This is a genomic window from Paenibacillus sp. FSL F4-0122, assembly GCF_038002845.1.
GTDB classification, from domain to species: domain Bacteria; phylum Bacillota; class Bacilli; order Paenibacillales; family Paenibacillaceae; genus Paenibacillus_AQ; species Paenibacillus_AQ odorifer.
The window spans coordinates 1344910-1360790 of the sequence record NZ_JBBODI010000001.1 but is presented as its reverse complement, the minus strand read 5'-3'; the positions used below and the strand labels follow the sequence as shown (position 1 = coordinate 1360790).

Sequence of the window (15881 nt, the reverse complement as noted above, 5' to 3'; positions counted from 1 at the left end):
GAACTGAGGTGTACACACAGATGACCCACACAACAACCAAAACAGCCCATATCGTGTCCCATACTCACTGGGACCGTGAATGGTATTTGCCCTATGAGAAACACCACGTCCGTCTGGTTCAGCTGGTGGATGCACTGCTTGCCAAGCTGGACGGAGATTCCGCCTTCCGCAGTTTCTACCTCGATGGGCAAACCATTATTCTGGAGGATTATCTTCAGGTTCGGCCAGAGAACAAAGAGAAGCTGGAGCAGTATATCCGGGATGGGCGAATCTTGATTGGACCTTGGTACATTTTGCAGGATGCGTTCCTGACGAGCGGTGAGGCAAATGTGCGGAATATGCAGATCGGCCATCAGGATGCCGAGAAATACGGCGAGCCTTCCAAAATCGGTTATTTTCCCGATACCTTTGGATTGGTCGGACAGACTCCGCAGCTGATGTTGCAGTCAGGGATTACGAATGCTTTTTTTGGACGCGGGGTGAAGCCTACGGGATTTAACAACACTGTATCGGATGCGGGTTATGAGTCCTCTTTCTCCGAGCTGATCTGGGAAGGGCCGGATGGATCCAAAATTCTCGGTATCCTATTTGCCAACTGGTATTCTAACGGCAATGAAGTTCCTGTAGAGGAAGGTGCGGCCCGGGAATTCTGGGAGCGTAAGCTTGCGGATGCAGAGAAGTATGCTTCAACGGGGGAGTTATTGTTCATGAACGGGTGCGACCACCAGCCTCTGCAATTGGATTTGCCGGAAGCTATCCGCACCGCCGAAAAGCTATACCCTGAAGTGAAGTTCGTGCATTCAAATTTCCCGGACTATCTGCAAGCCTTGGATCAGCAATTATCCTCGGATCAGCGGGAGCTCTCCACCGTTACAGGGGAACTGCGCAGTCAGCGCACAGACGGATGGGGCACCTTAGTGAACACAGCCTCAGCCCGGGTTTATTTGAAGCAGATGAACCAGCTGGGCCAGACTCTATTGGAAAAAGTAGCCGAGCCGCTGGCCTCCATCGCCCGCCTGTCCGGACAGGACTACCCACATCATCTATTCACCTATGCCTGGAAGACGCTGATGCAGAACCATCCGCATGACAGTATCTGTGGTTGTAGTGTGGATGAAGTGCATCGTGAGATGGTAACGCGTTTTGATAAAAGCCGGCATGTTGCCGAAAGCATCATAGATGACAGTGCTAAGTTTATCGCAGATCAAGTGGAGACTTCGGGCTTTTCCGCCTACGGGGAAGATGCAGTTCCTTTTGTAGTGATGAATACCACGGGGTGGAAGCGTACGGGAACGGTGACTATAGAGCTGGATGCTGAACGGTTATATCTGCGCGAGGGTTATCCGTTGGATGAGACCGCCCGCAGAATGTTGGCTGTTGATTTGTCCGGCCGGATTCTCGTCGATCACACAGGGGAGGAATTAGCGTCTACAGTGGAAGATCTAGGTTTAAGCTTTGGTTATGATCTGCCTGATGACCAATTCCGCCAGCCGTATATGTGCCGCAAGGTGAGACTTACTTTTGAAGCCCGCAATGTGCCTGCACTTGGACTCTGTACTTACGCTTGGGTACAATCAACTACGGAATCCGCTCAGGGAAGCTCTTTAATAGAAGGAGAGCGCAGCTTGGAGAATGCATCTCTCAAGGTAGTTGTTGCTGAGGATGGTTCATTTACGTTATTGGATAAGCATAGCGGTACCACTTATCGTGAGTTGGGGATTTACGAGAATACCGGAGACGTAGGCAATGAATACATGTACAAGCAGCCAGAAGGTGAACAAGCGCTGACGACCAAAGGCCAGCCTGGAGTCATTAAGGTGATTGAAGACTCTCCCTTCCGTGCGGCCATTGAGATCCGAATAGACTGGGAGATTCCGGCTTCGGCGGATGACACCTTGGAGGCGGAACAGCGTGCACTTGTGTATTATCCTGAGCGTAAAGCGCAGCGGAGTGTAAATACGGTGGTTTTGAAGCTTCGTACCGTCGTTTCGCTGGAGCGGGAAGGCAAAGGTGTGCATATTGAATCCACAATTAATAACCAAGCCAAGGATCACCGGGTGCGGATGCTGTTCCCTACCGATCTGTCTACCGATGTGCATCGTGTAGATTCTATGTTCGAAGTGGCTACGAGGGACAATAATCCGGCACCAGAATGGGCAAATCCGAGCAACACTCAACATCAGCAATCCTTTGTGGATGTCAGCAATGGCGATGTAGGACTTACGGTAGCCAACCAGGGATTGAACGAATATGAGGTTCTGCGGGATGGACGCAATACTATTGCCGTCACCCTGCTACGCAGCGTAGGGGAATTGGGGGATTGGGGTTGGTTCCCAACTCCGGAAGCTCAGTGCCTGGGTGAATATACAGCACAACTGGAGCTGATTCCTCATTCTGGTGAGGGAAGTGAACAGCGGGCATTTACAGAGGCCTATCAATTCCAGATCCCTTGGACGGTATGTCAGACCGGTCTGCATAGCGGGAAGTTGAACTCTGGATATACCCCATTGGTTTGGGAAGGAGACAACATGGCCTTCTCATCCATGAAAATGAACGGAACTTCAGGCGACTTGTTTTTGCGTTGGTACAATATGTCCGCTCAGCAGACACAACTGCAACTGAAAGTGAACAGTCCTCAAGAGTATTTATTTAAAAGCAATATCTTAGAGCAGCTTAACCCTGCTTTACAAGGAGCAACGTCTTCGGTTCACCACTTAGAGATAGGTCCATCTGAGATTGTAACTGTAGGTGCGAAATTAAGCTTCTAGGTAAAAAGATGCCCCGGCGCTTCCCTGCCGGGGCATCTTTTGATTTACTTTCTTCTATAAGACTTGTGCCAATCTTGAATGGCCTCTTGGCGGGAGGGGAATCTCATCTGGATCCAGTTGTTTGTCTCCCATTCATGAATCGCCTGCTGTTTAGTTTGGTAAAAGCTGTAGTCGCAAATGTTCCAGCTGTTATACAGTTTCTGATACCATTTCCCTTTAGGGATGTCGCCAGGGGAGCGGCGGACGGCTTTATTGGCTTGTTTTTTAGCCCATGAGGAACCGTGTTTCTGTTGGTCGCTGCACACGGGTTGCTTTTTCACACTTCTGCTCATTGATTCTCCAACCTCCTTTTAGAGGGAAGCTAGAGATCATGCAAGGTCTTTATATGAATCACCTCTTTGCCAAAAATAATGGAGTTGATACCTATGTATGAAGGGGACTTTGATGTTGAATAGATAGACGCGGAAAAGGGGAATGCGGTTGCGATACAATTGCGGAAAAGTATGTGTTTAGTTTTTTTAAAATAAAGCTTGCAATGAATCTCTATACATGATATATTCTAAGTCCGGCCAAGAAATACACATGCCGAGCTCGAAAATGAAGTTAAAAAAAGAGCTTGACATTAAATAGCCGAACATGATATAGTATAAGAGTTGCTGCTGAGACATTAAACGGCGCCAACGAGAACTTGATCTTTGAAAACTGAACAACGAGTGAGTAGGAAATCACGTAAGTGATATCCAAAATTAGAGAATTAATTTTCTCGTCAGATGTTTCAAAATGAGCATATCGCTCTTTTCAATACTAATTGGAGAGTTTGATCCTGGCTCAGGACGAACGCTGGCGGCGTGCCTAATACATGCAAGTCGAGCGGAGTTATTTTGAAAGCTTGCTTTCAAAATAACTTAGCGGCGGACGGGTGAGTAACACGTAGGCAACCTGCCCTTCAGACTGGGATAACTACCGGAAACGGTAGCTAATACCGGATAATTTCTTTTTTCTCCTGAGAGAAGAATGAAAGACGGAGCAATCTGTCACTGAGGGATGGGCCTGCGGCGCATTAGCTAGTTGGTGGGGTAACGGCCCACCAAGGCGACGATGCGTAGCCGACCTGAGAGGGTGAACGGCCACACTGGGACTGAGACACGGCCCAGACTCCTACGGGAGGCAGCAGTAGGGAATCTTCCGCAATGGGCGAAAGCCTGACGGAGCAACGCCGCGTGAGTGATGAAGGTTTTCGGATCGTAAAGCTCTGTTGCCAGGGAAGAACGTCCGGTAGAGTAACTGCTACCGGAGTGACGGTACCTGAGAAGAAAGCCCCGGCTAACTACGTGCCAGCAGCCGCGGTAATACGTAGGGGGCAAGCGTTGTCCGGAATTATTGGGCGTAAAGCGCGCGCAGGCGGCTATTTAAGTCTGGTGTTTAAACCTTGGGCTCAACCTGAGGTCGCACTGGAAACTGGGTGGCTTGAGTACAGAAGAGGAAAGTGGAATTCCACGTGTAGCGGTGAAATGCGTAGATATGTGGAGGAACACCAGTGGCGAAGGCGACTTTCTGGGCTGTAACTGACGCTGAGGCGCGAAAGCGTGGGGAGCAAACAGGATTAGATACCCTGGTAGTCCACGCCGTAAACGATGAGTGCTAGGTGTTAGGGGTTTCGATACCCTTGGTGCCGAAGTTAACACAGTAAGCACTCCGCCTGGGGAGTACGGTCGCAAGACTGAAACTCAAAGGAATTGACGGGGACCCGCACAAGCAGTGGAGTATGTGGTTTAATTCGAAGCAACGCGAAGAACCTTACCAGGTCTTGACATCCCTCTGAATCTGCTAGAGATAGCAGCGGCCTTCGGGACAGAGGAGACAGGTGGTGCATGGTTGTCGTCAGCTCGTGTCGTGAGATGTTGGGTTAAGTCCCGCAACGAGCGCAACCCTTAACTTTAGTTGCCAGCAGGTAATGCTGGGCACTCTAGAGTGACTGCCGGTGACAAACCGGAGGAAGGTGGGGATGACGTCAAATCATCATGCCCCTTATGACCTGGGCTACACACGTACTACAATGGCCGGTACAACGGGAAGCGAAGCCGCGAGGTGGAGCCAATCCCATCAAAGCCGGTCTCAGTTCGGATTGCAGGCTGCAACTCGCCTGCATGAAGTCGGAATTGCTAGTAATCGCGGATCAGCATGCCGCGGTGAATACGTTCCCGGGTCTTGTACACACCGCCCGTCACACCACGAGAGTTTACAACACCCGAAGTCGGTGGGGTAACCCGCAAGGGAGCCAGCCGCCGAAGGTGGGGTAGATGATTGGGGTGAAGTCGTAACAAGGTAGCCGTATCGGAAGGTGCGGCTGGATCACCTCCTTTCTATGGAGAATCGTTCTCTGCAATGAGAACATTCAAATCGGAAGCTCAGCTTCCACAACTCAGGTTTAGGCCTGTTACTCACTCGTTGCTCAGTTTTGAGAGTTTAAGCTCTCAAGTAAGACTTGATCCTTGAAAACTGGATACCGAAACGAATTTGCGTTTTAGAACATCTTTTAGCAACTTGTGCAAACAAGTAAATGTTATTAGTGAGATTTTTCTTCGGAAGAATCAAGGTTAAGCTAATAAGAGCACACGGAGGATGCCTAGGCGCCAGGAGCCGACGAAGGACGTGGCGAACAACGAAACTGCCTCGGGGAGCTGTAAGCAAGCTTTGATCCGGGGGTGTCCGAATGGGGAAACCCAGCTGTGGTAATTCGCAGTTACTCATACCTGAATACATAGGGTGTGTAGAGGCAGACCAGGGGAACTGAAACATCTAAGTACCCTGAGGAAGAGAAAACAATAGTGATTCCGTCAGTAGCGGCGAGCGAACGCGGAACAGCCTAAACCAAGGGGCTTGCCTCTTGGGGTTGTGGGACGTCTCACATGGAGTTACAAAGGAATATGGTAGGTGAAGAGGTCTGGAAAGGCCCGCGATAGAGGTAAAAGCCCTGTAACCTAAACTGTATTCTCTCCGAGACGGATCCCGAGTAGTGCGGGGCACGTGAAACCCCGTATGAATCCAGCAGGACCATCTGCTAAGGCTAAATACTACCTGGCGACCGATAGTGAAACAGTACCGTGAGGGAAAGGTGAAAAGCACCCCGGAAGGGGAGTGAAATAGAACCTGAAACCGTGTGCTTACAAAAAGTCAGAGCCCGATCTATGGGTGATGGCGTGCCTTTTGTAGAATGAACCGGCGAGTTACGTTTAACATGCAAGGTTAAGCCGAGAAGGTGGAGCCGCAGCGAAAGCGAGTCTGAATAGGGCGATTGAGTATGTGGACGTAGACCCGAAACCGTGTGATCTACCCCTGTCCAGGGTGAAGGTGCGGTAACACGCACTGGAGGCCCGAACCCACGTACGTTGAAAAGTGCGGGGATGAGGTGGGGGTAGCGGAGAAATTCCAATCGAACTCGGAGATAGCTGGTTCTCCCCGAAATAGCTTTAGGGCTAGCCTCGGTATAAGAGTAGTGGAGGTAGAGCACTGATTGGGTGCGGGGTCCGCAAGGATTACCAAGCTCAGTCAAACTCCGAATGCCATATACTTATTGCCGGGAGTCAGACAGTGAGTGCTAAGATCCATTGTCAAAAGGGAAACAGCCCAGACCATCAGCTAAGGTCCCCAAGTGTGTGTTAAGTGGGAAAGGATGTGGAGTTGCACAGACAACCAGGATGTTGGCTTAGAAGCAGCCACCATTGAAAGAGTGCGTAATAGCTCACTGGTCGAGTGACTCTGCGCCGAAAATGTAACGGGGCTAAACACACCACCGAAGCTATGGCTAGATACGTATGTATCTGGGGTAGGGGAGCGTTGTGTAGGGGTTGAAGGTGTACTGAAAAGAGCGCTGGACACTACACAAGTGAGAATGCCGGTATGAGTAACGAAAAGATCAGTGAGAATCTGATCCGCCGAAAGCCCAAGGTTTCCTGAGGAAGGCTCGTCCGCTCAGGGTAAGTCGGGACCTAAGGCGAGGCCGAAAGGCGTAGTCGAAGGACAACAGTTTGAAATTACTGTACCACCGTAATCCGCTATGAGCGATGGGGTGACGCAGGAGGGTAGTGACGCGGACTGATGGATGTCCGTCTAAGCAGTGAGGCTGATGTGTAGGCAAATCCGCACATCATTAAGGCTAGGCTGTGATGGGGAGCGAAAATTATAGTAGCGAAGGTCATGATCTCACACTGCCAAGAAAAGCCTCTAGCCAGGAGAAGGTGCCCGTACCGCAAACCGACACAGGTAGGCGAGAAGAGAATTCTAAGGCGCGCGGAAGAACTCTCGTTAAGGAACTCGGCAAAATGACCCCGTAACTTCGGGAGAAGGGGTGCCCCGGTAGTGTGAATAGCACGAGGGGGCCGCAGTGAAAAGGCCCAAGCGACTGTTTAGCAAAAACACAGGTCTGTGCGAAGCCGCAAGGCGAAGTATACGGGCTGACGCCTGCCCGGTGCTGGAAGGTTAAGGGGAGTGGTTAGGGGTAACCCGAAGCTATGAACCGAAGCCCCAGTAAACGGCGGCCGTAACTATAACGGTCCTAAGGTAGCGAAATTCCTTGTCAGGTAAATTCTGACCCGCACGAATGGCGTAACGACTTGGGCGCTGTCTCAACGAGAGATCCGGTGAAATTTTAATACCTGTGAAGATGCAGGTTACCCGCGACAAGACGGAAAGACCCCATGGAGCTTTACTGCAGCTTGATATTGAATTTGGGTACGATCTGTACAGGATAGGTGGGAGCCGTAGAAATCGGAGCGCAAGCTTCGGTGGAGGCGCCGTTGGGATACCACCCTGATCGTATCTAGGTTCTAACCTAGTACCCTTACCGGGTACGGGGACCGTGTCAGGCGGGCAGTTTGACTGGGGCGGTCGCCTCCTAAAGAGTAACGGAGGCGTTCCAAGGTTCCCTCAGAATGGTTGGAAATCATTCGCAGAGTGCAAAGGCATAAGGGAGCTTGACTGCGAGACCTACAAGTCGAGCAGGGACGAAAGTCGGACTTAGTGATCCGGTGGTACCGCATGGAAGGGCCATCGCTCAACGGATAAAAGCTACCCTGGGGATAACAGGCTTATCTCCCCCAAGAGTCCACATCGACGGGGAGGTTTGGCACCTCGATGTCGGCTCATCGCATCCTGGGGCTGAAGTAGGTCCCAAGGGTTGGGCTGTTCGCCCATTAAAGCGGTACGCGAGCTGGGTTCAGAACGTCGTGAGACAGTTCGGTCCCTATCTGTCGTGGGCGCAGGAAATTTGAGAGGAGCTGTCCTTAGTACGAGAGGACCGGGATGGACGTACCGCTGGTGCACCAGTTGTTCCGCCAGGAGCATGGCTGGGTAGCTACGTACGGACGGGATAAGCGCTGAAAGCATCTAAGCGTGAAGCCCCCCTCAAGATGAGATTTCCCAATTAGTAAGACCCCTTGAAGACGACGAGGTAGATAGGTTGGAGGTGGAAGTGCAGCAATGCATGGAGCTGACCAATACTAATCGGTCGAGGGCTTATCCTAAAAATACCCCAAAAAGTGAAGAAAAGGCTGCGAAGCTAATTCCGAATACTTTCCGGGGGCCCCGAAGAGATGACGGGCGACGCAAATTCAATTCGGATTCAGTTTTCAGGCGATTAAGCCTGAGCATTTACGCTGTAAATGCCCGTTTGGTGGCGATAGCGGAGGGGTTCCACACGTACCCATCCCGAACACGACCGTTAAGCCCTCCAGCGCCGATGGTACTTGGACCGAAGGGTCCTGGGAGAGTAGGACGCCGCCAAGCGGACAACCACATTACCCGTGGTATTTTTTTTGCCCTTAATATTAATATGTCTTAGAAGGGCCTTTAGCTCAGCTGGTTAGAGCGCACCCCTGATAAGGGTGAGGTCGGTGGTTCGAGTCCACTAAGGCCCACCATATTCCCTGATAGCTCAGTTGGTAGAGCACTCGACTGTTAATCGAGTTGTCACAGGTTCGAGTCCTGTTCGGGGAGCCATTTATGGAGAGGTGTCCGAGTTTGGCCGAAGGAGCACGATTGGAAATCGTGTAGGCGCCACAAGCGTCTCGAGGGTTCGAATCCCTCTCTCTCCGCCATAAAAATTATTAGCATGGCCCGTTGGTCAAGGGGTTAAGACACCTCCCTTTCACGGAGGTAACATGGGTTCGAATCCCATACGGGTCATATCATGGAGGCTTAGCTCAGCTGGGAGAGCATCTGCCTTACAAGCAGAGGGTCGGGGGTTCGATCCCCTCAGCCTCCACCATATTATTTTCACTGACGCGGGGTGGAGCAGCCCGGTAGCTCGTCGGGCTCATAACCCGAAGGTCGCAGGTTCAAGTCCTGCCCCCGCAACCAATTTACTCTTATACATTATGTTTAGGGATAAGCTGGTATGGTGAAAATGAATAGTATATACTTATTAATGACGCGGGGTGGAGCAGCCCGGTAGCTCGTCGGGCTCATAACCCGAAGGCCGCAGGTTCAAATCCTGCCCCCGCAACCAATTTACACTTATGCATTATGTCTATGGAACCGTGGTGTAGTTGGCCTAACATGCCTGCCTGTCACGCAGGAGATCGCGGGTTCGAATCCCGTCGGTTCCGCCATTTAGTTAATTATTATTGGGGATTAGCCAAGCGGTAAGGCAACGGACTTTGACTCCGTCATGCATAGGTTCAAATCCTATATCCCCAGCCATTTATGAGAGCCATTAGCTCAGTTGGTAGAGCACCTGACTTTTAATCAGGGTGTCGAAGGTTCGAGTCCTTCATGGCTCACCATTTTCTTTAAAGTGTGCGCGTGTGGCGGAATTGGCAGACGCACCAGACTTAGGATCTGGCGTTTCACGACGTGGGGGTTCGAGTCCCTTCACGCGCACCATGTTTTTGCGGACGTGGCTCAGCGGTAGAGCATCGCCTTGCCAAGGCGAGGGTCGCGGGTTCGATTCCCGTCGTCCGCTCCATATAGATTTTGCGCCCTTAGCTCAGCTGGATAGAGCGTTTGACTACGAATCAAAAGGCCGGGAGTTCGAATCTCTCAGGGCGCGCCATTTTTATTACTAAGCAGTTATAGTATTGTTAACGGGATGTAGCTCAGCTTGGTAGAGCACCTGGTTTGGGACCAGGGGGTCGCATGTTCAAATCGTGTCATCCCGATTTTATACCTTTGCGGGTGTAGTTCAATGGTAGAACTTCAGCCTTCCAAGCTGATAGCGTGGGTTCGATTCCCATCACCCGCTCCATAACTTTTTAAGCCAAAACCTTTGTATATCAAGGGTTTTTTTTGTTTAACCAGAGGCAAAACATTGGGGGGGTAAAGCGAAATTATTTAATGGGGACGCTATGGGGACGAAATTTCTCTAACCGATCAGAAACAGTTTTTTTCATTTTTTTAGTCACATGAGCGTATAAGTCAGCCGTTGTTGAATACTTGGTGTGTCCAAGACGCTCCTGGACCGTTTTAAGGTCTGTCTCAGACTCAATTAATAATGTGGCTGCTGTGTGCCTTAAATCGTGCAGGCGAACTTCTGGAAGCTTATGTCGCTTAATGAAGCGTCGCCAAGTCATTGACGGTGTGTTATGGTAATAAGGTTTTCCAGTACCATTATGAAACACATATTGATGTTCACCGCCTTGCCATTCTGAGCCTAATAATTCTTTTTCTACATTCCATTCATCGTAGAACCTTCGCAATTCTTCCATATACCAATCTGGCATATCAACTTCACGTTCTGACATTTCAGTTTTTGGCCGTTTTTCTTGAGCCACCCCATCTTTGGTTAAGGAGATTGACTTTATGACTTGAATTGTGTTCAATTCGAAATTTATCTCTGGCCATTCCAATGCAATAAGTTCTCCTCGACGAAAGCCACCTAACATAGCCCCTAAGAAATTTAACCTCCATTTAGTGGGTTCAAGGTCTAGTGCTGCTATTACCGCTTGCGCATCCTCTTCATCATAAAACTTCATTTTTTTTCTATCCGCTTTTGGACGATCTACGCCTAGCATAGGATTGAAAGGTATCAACTTCCAATCCAATGCCTTATTAAATACTGATTTTAGAACTTTATAAATGTACAGCAATGTTCCCCCGCTTAATGTTCCTTTTTTTTCTAAATCATTTAGAAAAGAAACGATGTGCATCGTTTTAATTTCATGCAAGTACCTATGACCGAATGCCGGATAGATAGATTTTTGTAGATGATAATTGTACGTATGGAATGTGAGAGGACTAAATCTTTTCTCCGCATACTTTGGTGACCACTCATTAACGGCAAATATCTCAAAGGTTAGTCGGGAAGGCGCAATATATGTTCCGTTCTCAATTTCACCTTGAAAAGATAATAATTCCTTTTGAAGATGATCCTTCAATTTTTTTGGAGTCATTTTTTGATTAATGCGGATAGTCTTATAGCGTTTTAAACGCTTACCTTTAGAATCATATCCCGCCTCAACCACTAAACGATATCCTTCTCCCCGCTTCTCGATAGATGGCATTTATTTCCCGCCTTTTTGTTTTTGATAAAAGTAGTAATCAAGGTAGTCAAGCAGTTTTTCTTTGTCTTCTTTAGAAAGTAAGATGCCTTTATATTTTATGAAATCGTAAACTAAATACTTTTCAATATCATCCAGCTTAGTTAGTATGTCCAGCCCGTAAGCTAAGGGAGTAGTTTCGACTTCTTCAGAATGATTAGGATCATGAAAAGGCAAGTGTCCTGCGTCATACATTAAATCAAGATGATTGACACCCAAATAAGGAGCAAGTTTATTAAGGATGTCAGGTGACGGGGGACGAGGTTTAACTCCATTTTCGATCTGACTTAAATAAGGGTGGCTAACACCGGATAAAGTGCTTAGATTTTGCAAAGTAAGATTTGCAGCTTTTCTTAATTTTCTAAGGTGTTCACCGAATTCTTTTACCTCCATTTTGTTCACCTCCGTTCTATGAAATTAATTTATCACATTTATTATTCAATAGCAACATTAAAAATATTTGCTATTGAATAATAAATCTCGTATACTTCTTTTATAGAAAGGAGCAATAGTTATAAATTTGAATGGGGATTTGAAATATGCCAACGTTAAATAATCTTAATTACGATGAAACAAGTCGATCAACTAAACTTAGTTCAAAGCATAAAGGAGGATACTCAATATGTCAGAGAAAGCTGCTACAAGCATAAAACGATATCTATTGACGGTTGACCATTTACTAATGCAGATAATAGGACATTATGGACACATCTCCGTAACTGGTATAAGCAACCTTCTATTGGAGCCGCGACCTAAGAACACAATTTACCAGCGGACAAGAGTGTTAAGTGAGTGGGGATATATCGAGCCTGTGGTTGATCGTCACAAAAGGAAGATTTTTAGACTTACACAGCGTGGGGTTGATGAATTGATGATGCAGGGTGTTACCATAAGAGGAAGGAGCTTTCTACAAAGCGACTTGGCGCGGGTGGCTTGGGCGATAGAGCAAAACGGATTTATTGAGACGCTGGGACTAGAGGTACAGTCTTCGACGAAGCCGCTGGATGCTGTGAGTAAAGGCGAAACTCCTAGAGCGTTAATCGTGGACAATCCTAATGTACACATAGCCAATACATTTCAACGAATTGAGGAAGTTGTCAAAGTAGCTACGATCAATGCACCACTGGACATTATCGCATTGTCAGAAAATCGTGCAGCAGAGTTACAGCGCTACGTGAACACGAACGGTTGTCACTTCACTGTGCTGCTTCAAACGATAGATATTTAGTCTAAACCTCAGCTATATCAGATACTCACTAACCCGATATCTCCTCTTGAATTCATCTATAGTAAAGATCCTGCCTTTACCTACTTTATTCCATTTTGATAATAAACCGATATTTAAACGATAGTTCTTGTTTCAAAAATATGTTATTTTAATAGTTGCTCTGTTTTATAGCCTTAGCTGATCATGAATAAACGGATAATAAGGATATACAATAACAGTGTATATCCTTATAATTCGCCAATACTATTTTTGACCTTAAATGTAGCCTTTAGCAGAAAATAACCGCTGATTAGAATACGGCGGTTTTAATTTATAGATATATTGTATTTTATATAAATCTTTCAATTGCAAATAAATACTCAATATAGACATTTAGTGCATTCCATATTAGTCATAGATTTTGTCACATTTTGCGGAAATATGTTACTTATAGTCCGTGGAGATTCTTAACAAAGTATATATACTTATATTCAGTAGTAGTTACTTCAATTCCCATTATTGCAGTGTAATCAATACAACCATGACATGAAAGTATTAGGAGGAATTAATTATGTTTACTCTTGGATATGATGCTAAAAAGAACCGGGTCCACTTCGTAGGGGATAGAATGGCTATGGAGGATGTAGCACCCTACATCAGCGAGCTTACGGAAATTCTTAAACAAGTACGCCCAGGTTTTACAGGACTAACCGATCTTACGGGATGCCGCGTGCTGACCCAAGAAGTGGTTAAGAAATTGAGTCCAACTAATGAGCTTGCAATTAAAGCTGGATTTTCTACCACGAAAAAATGGGCTTACATTACCGATTCTCCAGTCTTCAAAATGCAGATGAAACGTATGTTTGGTGATTTTGTTGCCTACTTTGAATCTTACGCTGAGGCTGACGAATATCTGAGTAACTGATATCTTAATCTGACGAAAATTAGTTTATATACAGAAATAAAACCGCCGATTAGCTCCTGGCGGTTTTATTTTACAGCCTTAGTGAGTACATTTCCGTAGATATTAATTAATTGGTAAGCCTGTCCGATCATGTATTTATCTTTTCCTAAATGTGAGTTGCTTTATCTCATATCCCACAAGTCCAATAGTTTGATCTCTGTACTCAACTATAGGATATCACTATCTCTTATTTCCACGGACTATAAGTCACATCGACAAAAACCTACAACTTTCATCCTAACTATCCGATATTTAGCATAGAGGAAATGGTAAGGCTTCGAGGTTGTAGGTTCGTATATTCGATTTGAATTTGGCTTACATCTATGAATTTTATTTTAATAATGTACTGAATCATCGAGGTAAGTGTGTGCACTTTCAACAGTATCGAAGAGTTTGATCAATCCTCCAAATATTTCATCGTAATTAATTGTGAATAAATGTATTCCCCCTTATTGTCCCAAGTATTTCAAGAATATATCATTGAATGAAAGCTATTTATAGAAGAGGATTTTTTGGAGGTTGTTTTATGGATATACTTGCCGAGTTCGGAAATAGGGTTAAGGAACTGCGTGTGCGTAGCGGAATCTCGCAAGAACTGCTGGCGCATCGTTCCGAACTAGATCGAACATATATAAGTGGAGTGGAACGTGGTATGCGTAACATCAGCTTAGTTAATATTGAAAAGATTGCAGACGCGCTGAGCGTCCCAATGAAATACTTGTTTTCAAGTGAGCGGTTTTCCAGCAATCCTATTTTTTTAAAGAAAAATGTTGAAGTCCCGATTTCCGAACGATTTAAGTATCATTTGGACTGTGACCGAAAGTTACTTACTATTCAGATACAAGGAGTAGTAACCGGTGCAAACGTGGATTATGTATCTAAAATATGGAAAGGTATTGTCTCTAATTTTGCGGAGGGAGAATTAAGTGTTTTCGTTGATCATAGAAACATGAAAGCAGGGGACGGGGGGCCAGTTGTTTTTTTTCCTGAAGTAATTGAGAAGGCGGTATTGCTTCAACAGAGCGTAATAGCGTGCAGCAAAAAGGCTATAGTATTATGTAATTCTGAATTCATGGTACATCAACTGAATTATATGACAACCAGAAGTGGGGTATGGCATAAAACTACGCCTTTGTACGACAGGGATAAGGAAATGTTAGATCAAGCTTACGAATTATTAGATGTTAACGGAAATGAATTAATTAAACCTATGCAATAACCCTTCCGTGATTGCATAGGTTTATTTTCTGCCTACCCAAACTTCACCTATATAAGATACTAACTAACCCGATAGCTCTTCTTTAATTCAAAAATAATAAAAACTCTCCCATTACCTACTTTTTTCATTTTGATGATAAAGCGATATTTAATCGATAGTACTTATTTCAAAAATATGTGTTTTAATAGTTGCCCTGTATTCTGCCTCACCTGAATATGTATAAACGGATGATAAGGCAACACTATAACAGTGAATATACTCATAATATGGCAATACTTATTCCGCCGAAAGTGGATTAAAGACAAAAAAGGAACCGCTAGTCAGCTCCTGGCGGTTGGCAACTTTAATGAGTTTATTTCCGTGAATATCAATTAACAGATAGGCATTCCCGGTCATGTCTCTGTCATTCCCGTACAGGTCAGTGGCCTTGTCGCGTATCCCGCTGGTTAGTGTTACAACATTCATTTGATGCACCATAACTCGGAGTTGCACAGGACGACAGATTGCTTGACGCGGGAGAAAATCTTCTGCTGGAACAGGACGGCGCGTTCGACTGCTTCCGGGGAATCTTCTCAATGTTTACAATGCTAATTTTCCAATCCCCACAATCAACACCGCAATATAGGACCGATCCATCCCTGCACGATTAGCTAACAGCTCCTGTGATACCCCCTACCTGCACGAAGCTCAAATATACTTATTCCAAATCAGCCCGAATGCTCAAGATCATCCCCAAATGATTATCGATAATCGTCCTTAGTACATCGGCTACATGATTCAATAGTTATAGACTTTGTCAAATTTTGTGGAAATATGTTACTTATAGTCCGTGGAGATAATAGGTATTGTCAAATACACTGAAAGAAATAATAAAAAAAACCGCCAGCTAGAAGCTTGACGGTTTACATTATTTATTTGGCTCATCTTGCCATTCATCAATATCAAATGGGCTGACTTCTAGTTTTGTACATATGCGGAGTGCGATTTTCACACTTGGAATGGATTTTCCAGTTTCTAAGCGTTGGTAATATCTCAATGAAACATCAATAGAATGAGAAAAATCCTCTTGAGTTATATTTTTATTGTTTCTTGCTACGCTTAATTTCAAGGGGAATGCTCCTAACTACTTTACCCCTATGTTATCGAATAAATAATATCTTTATAACGATACATATATCGTGTATTATAT

At 46.0% G+C, this 15881-nt stretch carries 9 protein-coding genes, 15 tRNA genes and 3 rRNA genes; 22 read left to right on the top strand and 5 right to left on the bottom strand.

Annotated features, from left to right (window positions below; all coding sequences use genetic code 11):
* Window positions 1-20 precede the first annotated feature (20 nt).
* Window positions 21-2768 (top strand): alpha-mannosidase, encoded by a 2748-nt coding sequence (locus tag MHH49_RS05815; RefSeq protein WP_076098664.1) that lies wholly within the window; start codon window positions 21-23, stop codon window positions 2766-2768.
* A gap of 44 nt (window positions 2769-2812) precedes the next feature.
* Here MHH49_RS05815 and MHH49_RS05810 read toward each other — a convergent pair whose 3' ends face one another.
* Window positions 2813-3100, bottom strand: coding sequence for a hypothetical protein (locus MHH49_RS05810; RefSeq protein ID WP_036684938.1), 288 nt, complete (start codon window positions 3098-3100; stop codon window positions 2813-2815).
* Between the two features lie 473 nt (window positions 3101-3573).
* Between MHH49_RS05810 and MHH49_RS05805 the strand changes: the two genes are divergently transcribed.
* From MHH49_RS05805 to MHH49_RS05720, 18 genes are all read left to right on the top strand, one after another.
* A 16S ribosomal RNA gene (locus MHH49_RS05805) occupies window positions 3574-5131 on the top strand.
* A 232-nt stretch (window positions 5132-5363) separates the two neighbouring features.
* A 23S ribosomal RNA gene (locus MHH49_RS05800) occupies window positions 5364-8290 on the top strand.
* Window positions 8291-8435: 145 nt separating this feature from the next.
* Window positions 8436-8552: ribosomal RNA gene (gene rrf, locus MHH49_RS05795) — 5S ribosomal RNA — on the top strand.
* The 16S, 23S and 5S rRNA genes sit together here with 15 tRNA genes alongside, the layout of an rRNA operon.
* A gap of 57 nt (window positions 8553-8609) precedes the next feature.
* Window positions 8610-8686, top strand: a tRNA-Ile gene (locus MHH49_RS05790).
* Window positions 8687-8689: 3 nt separating this feature from the next.
* Window positions 8690-8765, top strand: a tRNA-Asn gene (locus MHH49_RS05785).
* Window positions 8766-8770: 5 nt separating this feature from the next.
* A tRNA-Ser gene (locus MHH49_RS05780) sits at window positions 8771-8863 on the top strand.
* A gap of 16 nt (window positions 8864-8879) precedes the next feature.
* Window positions 8880-8951: transfer RNA gene (locus MHH49_RS05775), tRNA-Glu, on the top strand.
* Window positions 8952-8957: 6 nt separating this feature from the next.
* Window positions 8958-9033 (top strand) — tRNA-Val (locus MHH49_RS05770).
* A gap of 15 nt (window positions 9034-9048) precedes the next feature.
* A tRNA-Met gene (locus MHH49_RS05765) sits at window positions 9049-9125 on the top strand.
* Between the two features lie 71 nt (window positions 9126-9196).
* Window positions 9197-9273: transfer RNA gene (locus MHH49_RS05760), tRNA-Met, on the top strand.
* 25 nt (window positions 9274-9298) lie between these two features.
* A tRNA-Asp gene (locus MHH49_RS05755) sits at window positions 9299-9376 on the top strand.
* 16 nt (window positions 9377-9392) lie between these two features.
* Window positions 9393-9467 (top strand) — tRNA-Gln (locus MHH49_RS05750).
* A 7-nt stretch (window positions 9468-9474) separates the two neighbouring features.
* A tRNA-Lys gene (locus MHH49_RS05745) sits at window positions 9475-9550 on the top strand.
* 15 nt (window positions 9551-9565) lie between these two features.
* Window positions 9566-9650: transfer RNA gene (locus MHH49_RS05740), tRNA-Leu, on the top strand.
* A 7-nt stretch (window positions 9651-9657) separates the two neighbouring features.
* Window positions 9658-9732, top strand: a tRNA-Gly gene (locus tag MHH49_RS05735).
* A 10-nt stretch (window positions 9733-9742) separates the two neighbouring features.
* Window positions 9743-9819: transfer RNA gene (locus tag MHH49_RS05730), tRNA-Arg, on the top strand.
* Between the two features lie 32 nt (window positions 9820-9851).
* Window positions 9852-9925 (top strand) — tRNA-Pro (locus MHH49_RS05725).
* A gap of 12 nt (window positions 9926-9937) precedes the next feature.
* A tRNA-Gly gene (locus tag MHH49_RS05720) sits at window positions 9938-10011 on the top strand.
* A gap of 82 nt (window positions 10012-10093) precedes the next feature.
* Here MHH49_RS05720 and MHH49_RS05715 read toward each other — a convergent pair.
* Entirely contained in the window at window positions 10094-11266 is a 1173-nt protein-coding gene (locus MHH49_RS05715) for a site-specific integrase (protein WP_341137990.1), read from the bottom strand.
* Complete coding sequence (locus MHH49_RS05710) at window positions 11267-11695, bottom strand: helix-turn-helix domain-containing protein (protein WP_341137989.1); 429 nt, start codon at window positions 11693-11695, stop codon at window positions 11267-11269.
* A 229-nt stretch (window positions 11696-11924) separates the two neighbouring features.
* Between MHH49_RS05710 and MHH49_RS05705 the strand changes: the two genes are divergently transcribed.
* The 3 genes from MHH49_RS05705 (at window position 11925) to MHH49_RS05695 (ending at window position 14692) form a co-directional block, all read left to right on the top strand.
* Window positions 11925-12530: a hypothetical protein gene (locus tag MHH49_RS05705; RefSeq protein WP_341137988.1), complete on the top strand. Its 606-nt coding sequence runs from the start codon at window positions 11925-11927 to the stop codon at window positions 12528-12530.
* Between the two features lie 550 nt (window positions 12531-13080).
* On the top strand, window positions 13081-13434 hold the full coding sequence (locus tag MHH49_RS05700) for a hypothetical protein (RefSeq protein WP_341137987.1): 354 nt from the start codon (window positions 13081-13083) through the stop codon (window positions 13432-13434).
* A 565-nt stretch (window positions 13435-13999) separates the two neighbouring features.
* Window positions 14000-14692, top strand: coding sequence for a helix-turn-helix domain-containing protein (locus MHH49_RS05695; RefSeq protein WP_341137986.1), 693 nt, complete (start codon window positions 14000-14002; stop codon window positions 14690-14692).
* Between the two features lie 276 nt (window positions 14693-14968).
* Here the strand turns inward: MHH49_RS05695 and MHH49_RS05690 are convergent, their stop codons facing one another.
* Both MHH49_RS05690 and MHH49_RS05685 read right to left on the bottom strand, forming a co-directional pair.
* Window positions 14969-15157, bottom strand: a complete 189-nt coding sequence (locus MHH49_RS05690) for a hypothetical protein (protein WP_341137985.1) — start codon at window positions 15155-15157, stop codon at window positions 14969-14971.
* 442 nt (window positions 15158-15599) lie between these two features.
* Window positions 15600-15800, bottom strand: coding sequence for a helix-turn-helix transcriptional regulator (locus tag MHH49_RS05685; RefSeq protein ID WP_341137984.1), 201 nt, complete (start codon window positions 15798-15800; stop codon window positions 15600-15602).
* Between the last annotated feature and the right edge of the window lie 81 nt (window positions 15801-15881).

Excerpts from the sequence above, each read along its gene's own strand:
- MHH49_RS05815 (WP_076098664.1), top strand. The coding sequence starts at position 21 with ATGACCCACACAACAACCAAAACAGCCCATATCGTGTCCCATACTCAC.
- MHH49_RS05810 (WP_036684938.1), bottom strand. The coding sequence starts at position 3,100 with ATGAGCAGAAGTGTGAAAAAGCAACCCGTGTGCAGCGACCAACAGAAA.
- MHH49_RS05715 (WP_341137990.1), bottom strand. The coding sequence starts at position 11,266 with ATGCCATCTATCGAGAAGCGGGGAGAAGGATATCGTTTAGTGGTTGAG.
- MHH49_RS05710 (WP_341137989.1), bottom strand. The coding sequence starts at position 11,695 with ATGGAGGTAAAAGAATTCGGTGAACACCTTAGAAAATTAAGAAAAGCT.
- MHH49_RS05705 (WP_341137988.1), top strand. The coding sequence starts at position 11,925 with ATGTCAGAGAAAGCTGCTACAAGCATAAAACGATATCTATTGACGGTT.
- MHH49_RS05700 (WP_341137987.1), top strand. The coding sequence starts at position 13,081 with ATGTTTACTCTTGGATATGATGCTAAAAAGAACCGGGTCCACTTCGTA.
- MHH49_RS05695 (WP_341137986.1), top strand. The coding sequence starts at position 14,000 with ATGGATATACTTGCCGAGTTCGGAAATAGGGTTAAGGAACTGCGTGTG.
- MHH49_RS05690 (WP_341137985.1), bottom strand. The coding sequence starts at position 15,157 with ATGAATGTTGTAACACTAACCAGCGGGATACGCGACAAGGCCACTGAC.